This is a genomic window from Myroides gitamensis, assembly GCF_029894455.1.
Taxonomy (GTDB): domain Bacteria; phylum Bacteroidota; class Bacteroidia; order Flavobacteriales; family Flavobacteriaceae; genus Flavobacterium; species Flavobacterium odoratum.
Window position 1 is genome coordinate 1432391 of record NZ_JARYHN010000001.1, and the last position, 19282, is coordinate 1451672.

Annotated in this window: 12 protein-coding genes; 2 read left to right on the plus strand and 10 right to left on the minus strand. The window is 37.1% G+C overall.

The genetic code is table 11. From position 1 onward, the window contains the following. Window positions 1–350: 350 nt before the first annotated feature. The 3 genes from sucC to M2306_RS06210 all read right to left on the minus strand — a co-directional run bounded on the left by sucC (window position 351) and on the right by M2306_RS06210 (window position 4683). The gene (gene sucC, locus M2306_RS06200) at window positions 351–1544 is read right to left on the minus strand and encodes an ADP-forming succinate--CoA ligase subunit beta (protein WP_006264963.1); all 1194 of its coding nucleotides are present in this window, start codon (window positions 1542–1544) and stop codon (window positions 351–353) included. Between the two features lie 147 nt (window positions 1545–1691). Continuing rightward, complete coding sequence (locus M2306_RS06205) at window positions 1692–2312, minus strand: L-threonylcarbamoyladenylate synthase (RefSeq protein ID WP_115091630.1); 621 nt, start codon at window positions 2310–2312, stop codon at window positions 1692–1694. A gap of 28 nt (window positions 2313–2340) precedes the next feature. Then, the gene (locus M2306_RS06210) at window positions 2341–4683 is read right to left on the minus strand and encodes an ATP-dependent helicase (RefSeq protein WP_115090254.1); all 2343 of its coding nucleotides are present in this window, start codon (window positions 4681–4683) and stop codon (window positions 2341–2343) included. Between the two features lie 120 nt (window positions 4684–4803). Here M2306_RS06210 and M2306_RS06215 point away from each other — a divergent pair, with 120 nt between their 5' ends. Continuing rightward, a complete protein-coding gene (locus M2306_RS06215; RefSeq protein WP_115090253.1) occupies window positions 4804–5337 on the plus strand; it encodes a DUF7935 family protein in 534 nt (177 codons plus the stop codon). A 31-nt stretch (window positions 5338–5368) separates the two neighbouring features. Continuing rightward, window positions 5369–6196: a DUF4197 domain-containing protein gene (locus tag M2306_RS06220; RefSeq protein WP_115090252.1), complete on the plus strand. Its 828-nt coding sequence runs from the start codon at window positions 5369–5371 to the stop codon at window positions 6194–6196. A gap of 486 nt (window positions 6197–6682) precedes the next feature. Here the strand turns inward: M2306_RS06220 and M2306_RS06225 are convergent, their stop codons facing one another. From M2306_RS06225 to M2306_RS06255, 7 genes are all read right to left on the minus strand, one after another. Then, entirely contained in the window at window positions 6683–11653 is a 4971-nt protein-coding gene (locus tag M2306_RS06225; protein WP_498882791.1) for an RHS repeat domain-containing protein, read from the minus strand. Between the two features lie 153 nt (window positions 11654–11806). Next, window positions 11807–12844, minus strand: a complete 1038-nt coding sequence (locus tag M2306_RS06230) for an LbetaH domain-containing protein (RefSeq protein WP_259190236.1) — start codon at window positions 12842–12844, stop codon at window positions 11807–11809. A gap of 31 nt (window positions 12845–12875) precedes the next feature. Beyond that, window positions 12876–14486, minus strand: a complete 1611-nt coding sequence (locus M2306_RS06235) for an LbetaH domain-containing protein (protein WP_498882792.1) — start codon at window positions 14484–14486, stop codon at window positions 12876–12878. A gap of 34 nt (window positions 14487–14520) precedes the next feature. Further along, entirely contained in the window at window positions 14521–15642 is a 1122-nt protein-coding gene (locus tag M2306_RS06240) for a hypothetical protein (RefSeq protein WP_498882793.1), read from the minus strand. Then, window positions 15620–15892, minus strand: coding sequence for a hypothetical protein (locus M2306_RS06245; RefSeq protein ID WP_498882794.1), 273 nt, complete (start codon window positions 15890–15892; stop codon window positions 15620–15622). Before M2306_RS06245 ends, M2306_RS06240 begins: the two co-directional genes overlap by 23 nt. Before the next feature lie 47 nt (window positions 15893–15939). Beyond that, on the minus strand, window positions 15940–17457 hold the full coding sequence (locus M2306_RS06250) for a transferase (protein WP_259190227.1): 1518 nt from the start codon (window positions 17455–17457) through the stop codon (window positions 15940–15942). A 557-nt stretch (window positions 17458–18014) separates the two neighbouring features. Next, the gene (locus M2306_RS06255) at window positions 18015–19268 is read right to left on the minus strand and encodes a type IV secretion protein Rhs (protein WP_259190224.1); all 1254 of its coding nucleotides are present in this window, start codon (window positions 19266–19268) and stop codon (window positions 18015–18017) included. Between the last annotated feature and the right edge of the window lie 14 nt (window positions 19269–19282).

The following is a 19282-nucleotide window of genomic DNA, read 5'->3' on the forward strand; positions in this document are numbered from 1 at the left end:
CAACGATACAATTAAACTAAAAAACACCGCTGTATTTTCTAATTCGTCACCTCATTCATCTGCCTTTTTTCTTTCATCAAACATGTTAATAATCGCTATTATAGCATCATAAAACATTTTAAAAGTAAAAAGTTATTCTATCAACCCTTTCTTTACCCCTCTTAAACAAGAGATCAAAATCAAAGTAAATTAACAAATCAACATGTTTTAAAAAAACAGGATTTATATCAGAATTCAACTAAGTTTAGCATCAATAAAAACGTATTATTTGAAATTCTAAATCATTTTAGTCCAAAAAAAAAAGCAGTGAACAAAAGTTCACTGCTTTTTTTATATACTGATTTATCTGATTAAGATAAAGCTGCTTTTACTTGGTCTGCTGCTTCTTGGAAAGCTACAGCTGATAAGATTGGCATACCTGATTGATCGATCAATTCTTTTGCCAATTCAGCGTTTGTTCCTTGAAGACGTACAATGATAGGCACTTTAATATCGTCACCCATGTTTTTGTAAGCATCTACAACTCCTTGAGCAACACGGTCACAACGAACGATTCCTCCGAAGATGTTGATTAAAATAGCTTTTACGTTTGGATCTTTTAAGATGATACGGAAAGCGATTTCAACACGTTTAGCGTCTGCTGTTCCTCCTACGTCTAAGAAGTTTGCTGGTTCAAAACCTGCATATTTGATTAAGTCCATCGTAGCCATTGCTAAACCAGCACCGTTAACCATACATCCAACAGTTCCATCTAAATCAACATAGTTTAAACCTGCTTCTTTAGCTTCTACTTCGATTGGACGCTCTTCTGTGATATCTCTGTACTCAGCATATACTTTTTGTCTGTATAATGCGTTGTCATCGATTGTTACTTTAGCATCAACAGCTAAAATTTTATCATCAGATGTTTTTAATACTGGGTTAATTTCAAACATAGAAGAGTCACTTCCGATGTAAGCATTGTACAATGCATCAACGAATTTAACCATTTCTTTGAATGCATTACCTGATAAACCTAAGTTGAATGCAATTCTTCTTGCTTGGAAACCTTGTAATCCTACAGCAGGATCGATTTCTTCTTTGAAGATTAAGTGTGGCGTTTTCTCAGCAACTTCCTCGATGTCCATTCCTCCTTCAGTAGAATACATAATCATATTTCTACCTTTAGCACGGTCTAATAATACAGACATGTAGAACTCACTAACTTCGCTTTCACCTGGATAGTATACATCTTCAGCAACTAATACTCTATTTACTCTTTTTCCTTCTGGTGGAGTTTGTGGAGTAATTAAGTCCATTCCGATGATTTTTCCAGCTAGCTCTTTTACTTCATCTAAGTTTTTAGCTAACTTTACTCCTCCTCCTTTACCTCTTCCCCCAGCATGGATTTGAGCTTTTACTACATACCAACTTGTACCAGTTTCTTCTGTAAGTTGTTTTGCTTTTTCAACAGCTTCATCTGCGTTGTTAGCTACTAAACCACGTTGTACTCTAACTCCGTAGCTAGCTAATATTTCTTTACCTTGAAATTCATGTAAATTCATAGTGTAATACGTTTAGCTTTAAAAATAAACAGATACAAAAATAATAATTAGGTTTGAATTTCCCTAATTTAATTCTGCATATGTCCCATTTATTCTTGGATTTGACTTTATTAAATTTAAAAAATATTTGATTTTTGTTCCTCTAATTTAGAAAATATCAATTGATCCTTTTCCTTCTCTTATAATCTCAGGTTCAAATTCGGACAAATCAATAACGGTAGACGCTTGATTATCACCATATCCCCCATCAATAATTAAATCTACTTTATTGTCCCACTTTTCTAAGATCAATTCAGGATCTGTTGTATACTCTAAAATTTCATCTTCATCGTAAATAGAAGTAGAAACAATAGGATTTCCCAGTTTGCGTACGATTTCTCTCGCGATATTATTGTCAGGTACACGGATTCCCACCGTTTTCTTTTTTCTAAACTCTTTCGGCAGGTTATTATTTCCTGGAAGAATAAAGGTATACGGACCTGGTAGTGCCTTTTTGAGGATTTTAAATGTTGATGTATCAATCTGTTTGATGTAATCTGAGATATTACTCAAATCATGACACACAAAAGAAAAATTCGCCTTCTCTAATTTGATGCCTTTTAGGCGAGCAATTCGCTCTAATGCTTTTGTATTTGTTATATCACAACCTAATCCATATACGGTATCCGTTGGATAAATAATCAATCCTCCATTGCGTAGAACTTCTACCACCTTATTAATCTCCTTTTCACTTGGATTTTCTGGATAAATCTTCACAAACTGTGCCATATCGTTGATTTTTATTGTTTTATACAATTTACGCTAAAACTTGAAGCTTCGCAAATCGCAGTAGTAGTTTTTTTATTCCACCAACATCAAAATTGATTTCAGCTTTGCGGTCTGCTCCTACTCCATCCAGATTTAAGATTACTCCTTGTCCAAATCGTTCATGCATCACGCGTTGCCCTACTACAAGACCACTGTTGGAAGTATCTCCTCCTTTACTACTTGTTGAGGAAGTGGCATTAACGGGTTTCAATTTTCGGATATTTCGATCTAACGTAGGTTCTTCGTTATTTTTCAAGTAAGCCGGTGGTGTTCCATTAACTGGTTTCGCCAATCTCAACTTGCTTTTATCCACATCTCCGAAAATATCTGCGTCAATTTTAGGTGTATAGCGATAGTTCGTTTCTACAGGGGTCAAAAACTCTAAGTATTGATCATCAATTTCTTGAATAAAACGAGACGGATCACAGTCGATTAATTTTCCCCAGCGATATCTCGATTGTGCATAGGTCAAATACGCTTGATGTTCAGCACGCGTTAAAGCCACATAGAACAATCGTCGTTCCTCTTCTAACTCCGTTCTAGTATTACTACTCATAGCGCTAGGAAACAAATCCTCTTCCATTCCCACACAGAAAACGGTTGGAAACTCTAAACCTTTTGCCAAGTGAATCGTCATTAAAGCCACGCGATCATCATCTCCAGTATCTTTATCTAAATCAGTTGCCAAAGCTACATCTTCCAAAAACTCGGATAAAGCACCTCTAGCCCCATCAATTTCGCGTTGTCCTTCAATAAAGTCTTTGATACCATTGAGTAATTCCTCTATGTTTTCCATACGCGTAATTCCCTCTGGAGTGGTATCCTTGCGTAGCTCTTGTACTAATCCGGTCTTTTTCACTACATGTTCTACCATTTCATACGCGTCTTTCGTTTCCTCTAACGCCTGAAAAGCCTTTACCATGTTGACAAAATCAGTCAATTTATTTTTTGTTCCCGCTGTGATTTTCAAATCAATTTTATCGATATGCGTCATCACTTCAAAAATAGAACGCTTATAGTGGTTGGCTGCAATCGTCAATTTATCGAGGGTTGTAGCCCCAATTCCACGTGCAGGGTAATTGATTACACGCACTAAAGCTTCTTCATCTTTAGGGTTGATAATTAAGCGTAAATAGCTTAATACATCTTTAATTTCTTTGCGTTGATAGAAGGATAATCCTCCATAAATACGATATGGAATATCTCTTTTTCTCAAGGCATCCTCCATGGCACGAGATTGTGCATTGGTACGGTATAGAATAGCAAAATCACTGTTGTTTTTTTGATTTTGCATCTTTTCTTCAAAAATAGTTGAAGCGACGAAACGGCCTTCCTCTCCATCGGTTAAAGAACGGTGTACTTTAATCTTGGGGCCAAAGTCATTGTCTGTCCAAACGACCTTTTCTAGCTTCACTTTATTTTTATCTATAATGGTATTCGCTGCTTCTACAATATTTTTAGAAGAGCGATAGTTTTGTTCTAATCGATAGGTTTGAACATTGTCAAAATCCTTCTGGAAGTTTAGAATATTATTGATATTCGCTCCACGGAAGGCATAAATACTTTGAGCATCATCTCCTACTACACAGATATTTTGAAAGCGATCCGATAAAGCACGTACAATCAAGTACTGGGAGTTATTGGTATCTTGATACTCATCCACTAAGATATAGCGAAAGCGGTCTTGGTATTTAGCTAAAACATCAGGGAAACGAGTTAACAACTCATTGGTTTTTAACAATAAATCATCAAAATCCATCGCTCCAGCTTTGAAGCAACGCTCTACATAATGTTCATAAATTTCACCAATACGCGGTCGTTTGCTCATGGCATCCGCTTCTTGTAGCTCCTGGTCATTAAAATACGCTTTAACCGTTACCAAGTTGTTTTTATAAGTAGAAATACGACTTGCCACTTCTTTGGGTTTATATACGTCTTTATCTAACTGCAACTCCTTGATAATCTGCCCAATTAAGCGCTGAGTATCTTGAGAGTCATAAATAGAGAAGTTACTTGGGTATCCCAAATGATCTGCTTCTGCACGTAAAATACGGGCAAAAACGGAGTGGAATGTTCCCATCCAAAGGTTTCTGGCTTCACTATTCCCTACAATTTGAGCAATACGATTTTTCATTTCTCGTGCTGCTTTATTGGTAAAGGTTAGTGATAAAATATTAAAAGCGTCCACACCTAGATGCATCAAGTAGGCGATTCTCAAGGTTAATACCCTTGTTTTTCCTGAACCTGCTCCAGCAATCACAATCATGGGGCCATCTTTCTGTAATACAGGTGCTCTTTGAGCTTCATTAAGTTGATCGATATAACTTTGCATAGTGTCTAAAACCGTAAAAAGCCAAAATTACAACTACTATTAGTTTATAGCAAGTTTTGTTCGCATTAAAGCGTTTTTATCTTTCACAATAATTCTTACTTTTGTTCAAATTTATATTGTATGAATCTCAACTTTATACTTACTTCACTTCAGTATGTACTTCCGGCTCTAATTGTAGCGGGACTGGCTTATGTATTTTTTCAGAAGATCTTAGAAAAACAGGCCCAAAGAGATCGTTTTATCCTTGCACAGCTCTCTAATAAAGAGACGGGTATTGACACCAAGGCGCTTAAGTTACAAGCCTGTGAACGGCTAGTGATTTATGCGGAGCGAAGCGATTTAAAGAAATTAATTTTGAGAGTACAACCCTTAAGTACAGATACCCAATCGTATGCTCATTTGTTGGTTCAGCATTTAGAGCAGGAATATGAATACAATGTTACGCAACAGCTTTATGTTTCACCAGAACTATGGGCTATTGTTGTGCATACCAAAAACGCCCTTATTACAACCATTCAACAAACCTCGAAATTGCCAGAAGCAACTTCAGCGATGTTGTATCAAAACCTCTTACTCAATGAGTCGTTGAAAATCCAAAATAAAGTGGATATTCTACTTCGAGCAATTAAAGAAGAGACAGCAGCTAATTTATAGTAAATCAGTTCAATAACAAAACAAAAAAGGTATGAGAAGAATTTTAATAAGCGCATGCTTATTGGCAGGTGTTTTAGGAACCAATTATACGGTTCACGCACAAAGTAAATTGGGGAATGTATTGGGAAATTTATCCCAAGATCAAATTGGAAAAGGGCTTAAAGAAGCTTTAGATAAAGGAATTCAAGAACAAGTAAGTCAATTGGCAAAACCTGATGGATTCTTTAAGAATGAAATGGTAAAAATCATGTTACCAGAAGAGTTACAAAAAGTAGATAAAACACTTCGTTCTATGGGAATGGGTAGTGTAGCAGATCAAGGTTTACAGTTACTAAACAGAGCAGCGGAAGACGCAGTAAAAGAGGCTACTCCTATCTTTGTACAAGCCATTAAAGAATTGACATTTAACGATGCAAAAAACATCTTATTGGGAGGTCAATCATCTGCTACAACCTACTTAAAAGAAAAGACTTCTAAACAATTGGCAGGGAAATTTGCTCCTGTAATTGAAGAGTCTTTATCTCAAGTTGGTGCAACGAAAGTTTGGGAAGGTATTTTTACAAAATACAATAGCTTACCCTTAGTTTCACCTGTTGATCCCAATTTGACGAATTATGTAACGGAGAAAACGATGGATGGGGTATTTACGATGATTGCTGTAGAAGAAAATAAAATTAGAGGAAACGAAGATAATTCTCGTTCTACTACTTTATTAAAAGATGTATTTGGCAAACAAGATAACACGGCTAATACTTCTTCTAATTCCACTTCGACCAAGAAAAACACGAAGGACAACACGAAGAAAACGGAAACTTCCACAGAGAAAAAGAAAAGTATCTTGGATCTTTTTGGAAAGTAAACCTAAGTTTTGCTTTTTTGTTTATCAATCTTTAAAGAATTTTATTATACTAAGGATTAGATTGTTCACAACAAACAAATGAATAAAAAAGCAACATAAACATAACCTAGCCTTCATGTATCATTCACAATGAAATACGATATTTGCTTCATAAATAATTGATTTCATAAAAGAAATAGTTAAGGTTAGTTGATACAAAAAAAGCGCATTGAAAATCCAATGCGCTTTTTTCATTTCTTCACTATTCAAAAGATTCCTCCAACAATACGCTACACCATAGAGCAGAAATACATTCTTTAATAAACGTATGTCCTTTGTGAATCATTGATTCTTCAGTTTTGTTGTACTTAGTTGCCATAGTTACTTCATTTTTAAATTTTCTCCCCTCAAAACGTTGTCCTTTTTACTTATTCTCTTGTATCTCTTTTACTGTTCTTTTGCAATATTAACAACATAATTCTTTAAAAAGTTCATTTATAACTTGCCTTAAAAGCTATGTCTTCTATAAAATTTACTACAACATGCAACAACCACATTTTCATATTGCCTAGGGAATCCTCGCACTAAACCTTTTAGATTTACATACCGAATTGGAGTATTAATTGCAAAAAAGGTGTGAGGAAAATTATATTGTAATCTATTTTTATACAGTTCTATCGTTCTTTTTGAAGATACTGTCCCAAAATCAGGTCCCGATAACCTCAAATTAGGAACTTCTGAACCTGCTCTATATGTTACTGAATTAAAATTATGTGCCCCCCCTCCAAGATAGTCCTGAACTAATCCGTTATTTAAATTTGTATTTAGAGGAGCTAGAAAAGTGACATCTCTATCGGTAGTAAAAGTTCCTCCTCTTTGTTCACCATGTCCAACTACAAATAGGCTATTTTCTCCTAGAGGATTGCCATTTTTTAGATAAGTTCCTCCGAATCGCTTTCCTCCATCGAGTAGAAGACTAACATCTTCTTGTTCAATTTGTTGTGGTGGAAATGGAGAAGCTTCCGAGAGGCTTTCTCTCCTGCCTAAACCTTGAAGAGGTATCTCTTCAGATACAGAATTTGCTCTATTCCTTGTTATATTACTAGTCGCTGTTTTTTTCTTATAGCCCGTAATACCCGTTGCCGAACCTGCAATTCCCAATCCCAGCGAAGCCCAACCTAATTTAGCCGATAGCTCCGGGTTGTTATTACCAACAGCAATACTAGCGATTCCTGTTGCCTCTGCGGCTAAACTAAGGGTCAGGGATATACTCGCCATCGCAACGCCCATTCCAGCCACAGAAGCACCAAAGGTTGCAACAGCACTAACAATTCCAATAATCCCTAAGGCAATTCCTCCGACTGCACCTAATTGGGCCAATCCCTGCGAAATTACCCCTCCAGAGAACAACCCCGCTGTTCCCATGGCACTGTGCCCCGAAGGATCAATGAAGTTAATCGGATCGCCAGCACAATAGGCGTAGGCGTTAATTCCACCTGCTCCAAACGGACTCATGCTATCGGGACAAGTAAAACGCATCAAGACTGGACTATACGAACGATATCCATTACCCAAGTGGTAATGCCCACTGATTGGATCTTTTCGCTCCCCATTAAAAGCAGGTAGATATTCTTCTGCTTCTCCCTGCCCGTACGCTCCATATTGGTGTAGTTCTCCTTGGGAATCACTGTTTTTCACCGACCACAACAAGCTCTCATTCTGCCCACTTGCCGTTAAGGTAACATCCTGATCATCGTTGACCGCCAAGCAGGTTGCTCCACTTTTAATCCAACGCACTTTCTTATTCTCTTCCACTAGTACTTGATTGACCAGTTCTCCTGCGCGGTAATACAGCTGGCAGTTCTGATCTCCTGCTACGGTTTGATTGACCAGTTGATTATTTGCATTGTATTGGTAAGTGCTATCTTGCGGCCCTTCTAGTTCAACAAGTCGTCCAAAAGCGTCATAGCTCAGGTTTCTACCTGCTTCATCCACTGTCATGCGTCCACAGGTGTCGTATTCCAATTCAATAGTTGCAGGATAAGATCCATGGGAATGCGTCACACTGGTCAACTGTGTCGGATCGGCATGATTCTCATAGTGATATTCCGCCACATCCACCTGATAATTTTCCAGTGTGGTTTCCACCGTTAGTAAATTATTCAACGCATCGTATTCATATATTTGTTTACGAAAAGCCTGTCCATAACCATCCTTTGGAAATTCACTCCCACTGATGCTATATTCCACCAGGCGATTGCGCACGTCATAGGCATAATCCTCTTCTTTAATGCTGTTGCCGTTTAACTTAGTTACTTGTCTGTTTAGCAATCCATTGGAAAGCCAACTTCGCTCTAAACGCAATTGTGTGCCTTTGCTGTCCTTGATGATTTCCACCAACGGCTGATCGAATTCATTGTATTCAAACTCCGTTTCGATTTTAGTGTAGGAATGGTTGTCTTCTACTATTTTCTTGTCCAGGCGTCCCAAGGCATCATAGAATAAATCAGCCGTTACATCCTGATCGACAATGCGACTCACACTGCCATGCTCATCGCGCTCATACTGCGTTTGTGCGCCTGTAATGTCGCTATGCGAAGCGGGTTCTCCTCTCAAGGTCCACTGGTAATCCATATCATAAGCATCGCCATTGACTGTTAGCGTTTCTGTTTCAAGTAACCCGTAGTCGTTCCAATAGTTCTGATTGGAGGCCATTCCATCTGCCGATTCGATTAATGCACCCGTTGTGCTATCGTATTCAAAGGCCTGGGTCAAATCATCCGCCTCAATTTGAGTAATGGCATTGCCTAGTTCCGCAATGTAGGCGTACTCAATGGTGGTTCCATCGGGTTGCGTCACGGTAGAAGGAACAGGGGAAGCATCCTCATAGTCGTACGAGGTGGTGCGACCACCGGTTTGTTGCTCAAGCAAGCGACCCAAACTGTCAAATTCTTGCTCGCCCAATACCCAATTTCCATCAGAACTGCTCACCTCAATTCGAGCGATTTCACTTCCTGTTAAATAGGGAACATACGTATATTCTAGCGTTGTTCCGTCTTGCAGGGTTTGGGTGAGTACGCGTCCATAAGCATCATAGGTGCGTTCTACGCTATGTCCTAGTTCATCAACTTCTTCTCGCAAACGCCCCAAGCCATCCCAAGCGTACAACTTAGTTCCAACAACCTGTCCTTGCAAATTGATGCGCTCTTCTTTTTCCAAGAGCTGACTCTTGTAGTGCATCGTTTTTTTCCACTGTCCGCTGCGCATGCTTCCTCCACTTTGCCAGCGCGAAGAAGTTAACCAAACGGGATTGTCTTCTTGATGGGCTTTTATCCCATTGGTAAACTGAAGCATCATCATTTGCCCCCAACCATCATAAGAGATGTTGGTGCGGATGGAATAAGTAACCTTTCGGTTATTGGAGGTTTGTACATCGCGAACCGTTTTTTGGCTGGATTGACCCGCTGCATTGTAATCCTGACTGAGAATTTCTTCCCATTGACCACTTCCCTTGCGATCTAAGCCGTATTTGCGCAGCTCGCGTCCTAAGCCATCAAAATACACTTTCGCCTGATTGTCCAAAGCATCGGTATAATGCGTAACAGGGCCACTAGAAGTCAGCTCATACTCCCAATATGTAGAACTTTCATAAGCCGTACCTTCCGCCTGAGTGGAGCGCAAGATTCGACCCATCGAATCATAGCTATAAGAGCTCACAACCCCTTGTGCACTAATCTGGCTCAACACGCGGTGGGTAAAAGCACTAGAGGTAGTGCTAGTAGCGGCCTCACAGCCATCATGACCGGTAAAAATAGTCTCTTGTGTGATTTCATCGTCATCAACGGTAAACTCAAAGGCTTGATAGGAATCATAAGCCGTAGAATACGCCCCATCGGCATATAATTTATCGTGAATAAAAGTCATACGACCATAATCCAAACTACTGGAATCCTGCTCATACTCGAAAAAACGCGTTTGTAGCAATTCATCATCGCTGTATTTGGACAACTGTTCGGCGACAATCAAGTCAGAATCTCCCAAATTAGTATAGGTATAGGATTCCATTTGAATGGGGGTATCGTAGTCATCCTGATTGGGAATGGTGATGCTTTCTTTTAAAAAGCGCACAAAACCATGGGGTTCTGCCGGACAACCGCGTTCTCCATCGGCATCGTACCAAGTCATTGTCGTTTGACTGCCGTTGGGTTGAATCTCCAAGGTCGGATTCCCGTCTGTATCAAACTCAGTGAGGTGAACCTCTTGACGGGTTCCATTGGAATCTCGCCAGGTCGTGGTCTTTTCTTTGACCAATTGAAACTTATTGGGTTGATACTCAAAGGGAATTCCGATAATGGCGTAATACTCCAAATCTACCTGAATGCTCCTTGTTTGATTACCAAAATAAAAACTTGTTAATTCTCTGGTATTTAAATGAAAATTATTATACGTGCGTACTGTTTTAATAGTCAAATTGTCTTGCGTTTGTACTTCCTCAGAATCATAGAAATAATTGCTCATCACCGCATATAAATTATCGCGATTCGATTCAAATTCAACTCCACCAATCCCCTCCTGATACCCTAAGTAGTTATTCTGCGAACTATAATTAAATTTAAAACTAGAAACAAGATCGGGTTGTCCGTTCCCTGGAGAACGTCTGTGTTTAACAGCAGCGGGTAAAGCTGGATATACATTATCGGGAAAGCGAAAAACGTCAAACTGATAATCAATCGTTTCGATGAGTCCTGTGGGGTGTTTGATCTCCTTGATGAATCCCTGCGCTGTGTAGTAGAGAAACCAAGTGTAGTTTTCTTGCACTTGTTTCACTTCTTCCAATTTACCATTGCCAAGGGTAAATTGGATCTCGTAGGCTTCTTCCTCTCCAGGGAAAACGGAAACAACAGGAGCATTAAGATCAAAGTAACTAATCTCTACTAAAGTATGGTGATCATCAGCAATAGAAATTAAACGAGCATTGTCCCCCATCCATTTCAAGTAAACCGCATGACCTTCGTACGTCTGAATACTCACCGTATTCTTGATCGAATAAGAGGAAGATGGGCTATCTAAAATCTCAACTAATCCCGATTTATAGGTTACTTTATAATACCCTTCTTGATCATCATCCCCATTAAAGCGCTCAAAGATAAAGTTGTTTAACTTCTTTTGTTTCACAACAAGTTCGCCTTGATAATCATCGCTATCTTCCTCCACTAAATACTGCTCACCCGTGGAGAGTCGAAGCAGTTGATTTTGATAGTCATAGGTGGTAAAAGGAAGGCCAAAGCCAATACCAAAACCCTCATCCGCCTGATTTAATGAACTACTTGCTAAAGACAAGGAGACCTCAGGACCCATACCGTAATTCGCATTGAGAGTAGCTAAAGGTAAATTTAGCGTAAAAGCACCCGTTCTTGGATCGATTCCCGTTTGTTGTGAACCAATGAAATTCTGACTTTGTGTAAAAAAATCCTTCATAACATTATATTTTAGTATGTTATTAATCAAATAATAATAAGCGAACTATTAATTTTCTTTTCCCTTGATAAGACTGTCTGATTAGGCCATTTTATACTTAATGAATGTATATTTTACCATTGTTCTTCGTCGAATCTTCCTATTAAAAGAGCACTAATCAAATACATGTTCACTATTTTTTACTATGGTAGTACCATCAACAACTGCATGCCCATATACCCACGCATAATCTTTTACAACCGCCTGATCATATACCTTGGCTTCTTCAAATACTTGGGCGTAATTTTGAATCGTAGCTTGGCCATATACCTGAGCATTACCATATACACCTGCAAAATCACAAACTTTTGCTTTGCCATAAAGACGTCCATTATTTTTAATAACGACCATATCACCATCCACTTGAGCATCTCCAAATACCTGAGCATTATCTACCACAAAAACGGTTCCTTGAAGCACTGCCTGATCAAATACTTCCGCATTATTAAGCATTGTTATATTACCAATTAATTGAGCATTTCCATACACTTGAGCAAAGTGTCCTAGCAAAACCACTCCTTTAATTCGGGCATCATCGTATATTTTACAATTCGAATTTATAGTCCCATAACCACCAACAAAAGCATTACCATATATTGTTGTATTTCCGGTTAAAAAAATGGACTCACATACACGAGCATTATCATATACTTTTACATCCCCTTGAATAACTGCAGATCCATATACTTGAGCTTTGCCATATACTTCAGCAAAATCAGAGACCGTAGCACTATCAAATAATTTTGCTTCATCATATACTTTACTATTCCCTTTTAGACTTACTCTACCTTGAATGATAGCATAATCTGTAACCATTACCTCATCACATAGCAAAACATATCCAGCTACTTGTGCATCGTCTACTATTATACTTCTCAGACTAACTCTAGCATTTCCATAAATTTTAGCATTATCACTTACTTTTGCATCATCATATACCTCTGCTTGATCCCTAATAATTGCATTATTTGAAATAACAGCATTTCCATATACTTTTGCTTCTCCCCAAATCATACAATTTCCATAATTACTTAGATTCTGTTCCTTTTCAATCCATCCTCCTTTTAATCCTGTACTATTCTCAACAATACGCCAAAGTGTATGTCCATTGTGAATCATTGATTCATCTGTAAGTCTGTATTTACTTGCCATATTTTTATTTTTTACTTATTACACTTGTCTTTTATACCACTTCAAATTGCAAAACTGCATCATTCAATGCTATTACTTCTATTTTAACATCATTTCCATATTGGTCATATAGCTTAAAGAACAAAGGCTCATTCCATTCATAGAAACTCCATAGTGCTCCATGCCATACACGGTAGGTCCACAAACAAAGACCAGGCATATCGTGATTTGTTGACGTTACAGTGATAGTCCAATTATTAGTAATACCAAATACTGCAGTAAATAAAGCTCCTGAATCTGCTTTTTCTACCGCACTATCTGTTGTTGTTGCAAAGGCCTTGTAGTTTCCTTTCTGTTTATAATGGAACCAATTGTCATCCGTATTTTCTACTTGGCTAATTGTAGCACCACTATTATCTGAAAAATCAATGTAGTATTTCATCAAGAGCGAATTATATGAGTCTGGTTTAACCAATTCAATGGTGTTGATACGAATGTCTTGTAAAGTAAAAACGCGTTTATCCAACACTTTTAATACTACATAATCAGGATCTACATTGCCATTATTGTTTAACACGGCTGTTGTATATTCTACTTCAGTTGGTACACCTTGAATAACTACATAAATCACACAACTCACGCATAGTTTTATTTCCCCCATTTCTTCTTCTGTAGCAAGATAAAAAAGCCCTCTAGAGCTTGTTCCATCCGCTGTAAAAGTAGAACTGTGTTGTCGAGTCGAAATAGCATATTCACCAGCTTCATCACTGTATTCAAATCGATTACCAAAGGGAATATTTTCATGATCCACAAACTGCATGTGATTGTAAATTTCTTGTTCATCCAGTTGAAAACTATTTCCATCTTCATCTATTGCTTCCAATATAACCTCAATTTCAACTTGCTGATTTCCATTAGCATAAATACTTTCTTGCTTTACATGGTTTTGGCTATTAGCGTATATTTTCAAAGATGTTATTGAAGCTATATCCTCCCACGTATAATTGTATTCATAGATATCTGCATCCCCACCAATTATTTCATTTCCCTTGATGATCGCATTTCCATGAATTTGAGCATTTCCCATAATAAAAGTACTACCTCCTACTTTAGCGTTTCCGTATACTTGTGCATTTTCAAATACAATTGCACGATCTCTAACAATAGCATTTTCATACACTTTGGCTTGACCTCTTATTGATGCCATACCTTGTATTTTGGCCTTTCCATATACTTGAGTATTATCCGTAACTATTGTAGTATTCCCAACTCTAGCCTCGTCATATACTTCCGCATTCCTATCTATTATTGCATAATCTTGAACTAAAGCATGACCATATACTTTAGCGGATCCTATTATGGAACAAAATCCTGATAATATAGCATCCCCATATACTTCCGCATTACCTAGAACAGAGACATGACCACTTACTGTTGCATTATCGGAAATAGTTGCATTTCCACTAATTGTAGCTTCGTTATCAATAAAAGCATTTCCATATACTTTAGCTTCTTCCCAAACCATACAACCTTCTTCTTGACTCAAGTTATTGTAACCTTCTAACCAGCCTCCCATTTCACCTGTTATCATATTTTGTATGCGCCAAAGGGTATGCCCTTTGTAATCCATAGATTCCTCTGTAAGTTGATATTTATTTGCCATAATTATATTTTTTTTAATTCGTTACTACTTTATCCTATTTTACTATATTAAATTTCAAAACTGCGTTATCTAATGTTTCTACCCTGATTTTAACATCATTACCATAGGGATCAAAAAGAGAAAATTGCATCGGTTTGTTCCATGCAGTATTACTCCAAAGCGCACCATGCCATACGCGATAGGTCCACAAACAAAGACCAGGCATATCGTGATTTGTTGAAGTTACTTCTATAGTCCAATTTTTTGTAATAGCAAAAACTGCAGTATATAGAGCGCTAGGATCTGTTTTTGTTTTACTATCTGTTGTTGTGGAAAATGCCTTATAATTACCTTTTTGTTTATAGTGAAACCACAGACTTTCTTCACACTCTGCATGATGGATAGAAGCGTTAGCTGTATCTTTAAATCGTATATAATGTTTTGTGAGGATTGAGTTATAGTTATCTGCTTTTTTTAATTCGATGGTCTGAATATCAATATCATGTAAATCAAAAGCACGTGGAGGCAACACAGATAAAATAATATAATTGGGTGTGGTGTTTCCATTATTATTTTCTTTTGCGGTTGTATATTCAACCTTTTTCTCTACAGGATTTCCGAAAGGGTCTATTTTTTGATCTACTACACATCTCACGCAGACATTTTCAACGACAAATTGTTTAGTTGTTGACAAATAAAAAACACCAAGACTAGCATTAGGTGCTTTCTCTTGTATTCTTTCAATAGGAAGGACATATTCACCCGGCTCAGCACTTACTTTGAGATCATTCCCATACGGTCTATTCAGCATATTGACAAATTCCATATGTTTAAAAACCTCATCTTCAGCTAGTATTAAAATTTTGTTATCCTTGTCTTTCGCTACTAGATTAACATGTACACCTACTTGGTGTCTTCCATTCGCATAGAGCCTATTTTCTCGTTGTCCTCCACTAAACACAATCTTTAAAGATTGAATGGAATTGACATCCTCCCAGGTATATTCTCTTTCAACTACACGTTGATTCCCTGTAAAAATTCGTTCTCCCCTAATACAAGCATCTCCATAAATCTCTGCAGCCCCTTGAATAATTGCTTTACCACAAACTTCTGCTCGATCATATACAAGCGCTACGCCCTCCACAATAGCTTCATCATAAACCCTTAGCCTCCCCATAGACTTGGCCTGTTTCTCTAATTTGTGCGCTTCCAAATATTTCTGCGTTTCCACTAATACAGGCATCATCTGATACACAAGCTTCCCCATATACTTTTGCCTCTTCAGCAATCCAAGCTCCTCCTTCTTGACTCAAATTCTGTTCCTCTTGAATCCATCCCCCTTTTTCTTGTGTTGCTATATGTTGTATACGCCACAAAACGCACCCTTTATACGTCATTGACTCTTCTGTTATGTTGTACTTTTTCATTTTTCTTTATTCTTCTATTGTGTAACAATTATTAAATGTGATACTACTTATATCACGTTAACCTCTAATGTTGTTCTGTCTATCCTTGAAATTTGAATACTTAATTTTGCCTCATTCCCATAGATATCAAAAAGAGAACAAAACATTGGATAATTACGAAAAATAGTCGCCCCTTTTTTTATCGTCGATTGAAAAACCCAAAAGCATAATCCTGTATATTCATGATTTCGACTAGTAACAGTAAACTTTTCCCCTATCCATTTATCAAATGTAGTAGTGAACAAATCATCATTCACTTCAACCAAACTATCTGTAGAGCACGCTGAATAATATATTACTTTGCCAAGCTTTTGGACTTTACTATAATAAAAACTTGTATCGTCTATGCATTCTCCATTACGCAATCGATGTATACCGTTTGTATGGAATCGCACATAGTTAGCTCTCAAGGTATAAGTAGAATCTTCCTCCTTACTTTCAACGACTTCGATATCCTCATTTGAAAAGATGTATTGTGGAACAACTTGTAAAGTCACGGAATCAGGCATAGGTCTTCTACTATTATTTTCTAATGCTGTAGAATATTCTTCTACTGTAACTACCCCATTTTTAACTCTAGTAATCAAACAACTAACGCAAACTACAGTTTCTCCCATTGGCTCTACTGTGGAGAAATAAACGGATGCAGAAGAACTTTCTACAATGCGTGAACTCAAGTCATCCTGTAGTAATCGACTAGCACAATATTCACCAGGTGAATCACTATACTGAAATCGATTATCAAAAGGATCATTCCTATAATTGACGAACACTATATTTTGGAGAATTTCAGTTTCAGGGATTTGAATATATCTAGCCTCTTCATCTTTAGCTTCAAGTATTACCTCAACTTGTACTTGATGTCTACCGTTCGCATACAGCCTGGCATAATCACCACTAATTCCATCTTGAATGTATAGCCTCAACTTTGAAAATGTATTGATATCATCCCACGTATATTGTCCATCAAAAAGTTCTTCTTCTCCTTCAACAATAGTAGAATTCTTCACAATAACATGACCGTGAACTAATCCCTTATCTTTTACAACTGCACTATTTAAAACTTGGCTATATCCATAAACACGTGCATAATCTTGAATTTCTGCATTTCCACTAATTTTAGCATGCCCATAGACAACTGCATGTCCCATTATTTCAGCGAATCGTTCAACTTGAGCATAACCAAGTACTTGAGCCTTATTTTTCACAACAGCATCATTTGTTACTTCCGCATTTCCATAGATTTTAGCCTGATCAAAAACACTGACATACGCTGAAACAACCGCATTACCAAACACTTCGGCCTCATCATATACATTTGAAAAACCGCTTATTATAGCATTATCATATACTTTTGCATTTCCATACACCTTTGCTTCATCTAGAATCATACATCTTCCTGTGTGACTTAAATTGGATTCACTTTCAATCCACCCTCCTTTTTCACCACTTGCTATATCTTCGATACGCCAGAGGGTACGCCCTCTATAATTCATAGACTCATCCGTCAGTTTGTACTTTTTCATACTCTTATTTTTTTTAAATTTCTTGGATTCTATTTCTTTGGATTTCTTTTTTATTTATTTCCGAATTCATATAATGGAACTTTTTTCCTTTTTTTAAAATTTAGATTCTACTCTTTCATTCATTTGATTATTAGTCACTTTATTTAAAAAAATGACTTAGATAAAACTAGTGTGATTATCAACCAGAATCTCAATAAAGAAGTTAAATCAGCGATCAAAAACTACATTATGTTAACAAAATCGCACTTTTTAAAAAAAACAGAATTTATTTTATCAAAATAGAACACGCTTTTTTTTCTCCGTGATTTCTAAGTATCAGCAGCTAGAAATAGTAAAAAACATAGGGTATCAATCGTTGTCTCCCTATTGAGATTATTAGGAGTTTTCTTTTCTTGATAAGTGGGCTGTGATTTCATTTTGGAATTTCTCTTCTACTTGAAGTGTAAGTAGATTCATGCGTATCAAATCAATCGCATTCTATTTTATTGCCTTCTTTAAGATATGGGATAGTTTTTATATCCATTCAGTCCTATTTTGGCTTATTGATTTAAAACGACTTAAGCAATAGCGATACCTTTGGGGAGAATTTCGAATAGTAAATTCCCTTGTGAGTCGAATTCAAAGTGAGAAATTTCTTGCTTTACCTCCTTTTGATTATCCTTCCAAGTGATGGTTTTTCGTTTTAACATTTGAAACTCATTCATTTGTCGAGCGAAAGGCAAACCTACTAAATCATAATATTCTAACTCTGTCTGTATACTTGTTAATCCATTAAGCGAATGGAAAGAAATAATCTCGCTTACAAGAAGATGATAATTATTATATAATCGCTGTGTTTCTATCACGCCATGCTCCAATATCTGTGTTTCAACTGATCCGTATCGATAAGCCTTCAACACCTCATATAGATTATCTCGATTACATTGAAAGTCTACTCCACTAGAGAATCCCAAAAAATTGTTTTTTGTATAAGTAAAGGATGAAACTGAACGAAGTTGATTCCTTTTTGACGTGATTATATGATGAGTAGCAACAGGTAAAGCGGTATACACATCTTGAGGAAAACGAAGGTATTCAGATTGATATTCAATCGTCTCTATGACACCTGTTGGATGTTCTATATGCTGAAGTAATCCAGCGGTTGTATAATCAAAAAACCACATGCCTTCTGTGGTCTCTTGTTTCATCGCCACTAGATAATCATTCACTAAGGTTAATTCGAACTTGTCCTCTTCAACTGTATCTGGTAATAGGATAATAATAGGATGAAGTACATCCACATAATCAATTTGAACTAATTTTGTCTGTTCATCTGCTATTTCTACTAAATAATTAGCTTTGTTCAACGCCCATTTCAACACAACAAAATACCCTTGTTGGTTCTCTATTCGCAGCGTGTTTTTAATCTTCTTATCTGAAGCAGGACTATCTAGTATTTCAATCCATCCGGTTTCATACGTAATTTTATAACAATCGGTTAATCGTTCAAATACAAAACTAGTTTGCTTACTTTGCTTCACTTCAAAAAACACATCCTGGTCCTCCATTTGATATTGCTCTCCTGTGGCTAGTTTCAATATTTTATTTTCTTGATCATAGGTTGTGAAGGAAAAACTAAATCCAAGGCCCAACCCATGCTGTTGTGTATTTCGCGTTTGATGATGCAAGGTAAGATTCATGATAGGGCCTTTTCCTTGATTACTGTTAACCAAAGCTATAGGAATGCGCAAAGAAAATGCCCCAGTTCTAGGATCGATACCTGTATGCATTGTACTTACCAAGTTTTGGCTTTGTGAATAAAAATGACTCATAGCAAATTTAATTT

Excerpts from the sequence above, each read along its gene's own strand:
- M2306_RS06230 (WP_259190236.1), bottom strand. The coding sequence starts at position 12,844 with ATGGCAAGTAAATACAGACTTACAGATGAATCAATGATTCACAATGGA.
- M2306_RS06245 (WP_498882794.1), bottom strand. The coding sequence starts at position 15,892 with ATGAAAAAGTACAACATAACAGAAGAGTCAATGACGTATAAAGGGTGC.
- sucC (WP_006264963.1), bottom strand. The coding sequence starts at position 1,544 with ATGAATTTACATGAATTTCAAGGTAAAGAAATATTAGCTAGCTACGGA.
- M2306_RS06240 (WP_498882793.1), bottom strand. The coding sequence starts at position 15,642 with ATGGGGAGGCTAAGGGTTTATGATGAAGCTATTGTGGAGGGCGTAGCG.
- M2306_RS06205 (WP_115091630.1), bottom strand. The coding sequence starts at position 2,312 with ATGGCACAGTTTGTGAAGATTTATCCAGAAAATCCAAGTGAAAAGGAG.
- M2306_RS06255 (WP_259190224.1), bottom strand. The coding sequence starts at position 19,268 with ATGAGTCATTTTTATTCACAAAGCCAAAACTTGGTAAGTACAATGCAT.
- M2306_RS06220 (WP_115090252.1), top strand. The coding sequence starts at position 5,369 with ATGAGAAGAATTTTAATAAGCGCATGCTTATTGGCAGGTGTTTTAGGA.
- M2306_RS06235 (WP_498882792.1), bottom strand. The coding sequence starts at position 14,486 with ATGGCAAATAAATATCAACTTACAGAGGAATCTATGGATTACAAAGGG.
- M2306_RS06215 (WP_115090253.1), top strand. The coding sequence starts at position 4,804 with ATGAATCTCAACTTTATACTTACTTCACTTCAGTATGTACTTCCGGCT.
- M2306_RS06210 (WP_115090254.1), bottom strand. The coding sequence starts at position 4,683 with ATGCAAAGTTATATCGATCAACTTAATGAAGCTCAAAGAGCACCTGTA.
- M2306_RS06225 (WP_498882791.1), bottom strand. The coding sequence starts at position 11,653 with ATGAAGGATTTTTTTACACAAAGTCAGAATTTCATTGGTTCACAACAA.
- M2306_RS06250 (WP_259190227.1), bottom strand. The coding sequence starts at position 17,457 with ATGAAAAAGTACAAACTGACGGATGAGTCTATGAATTATAGAGGGCGT.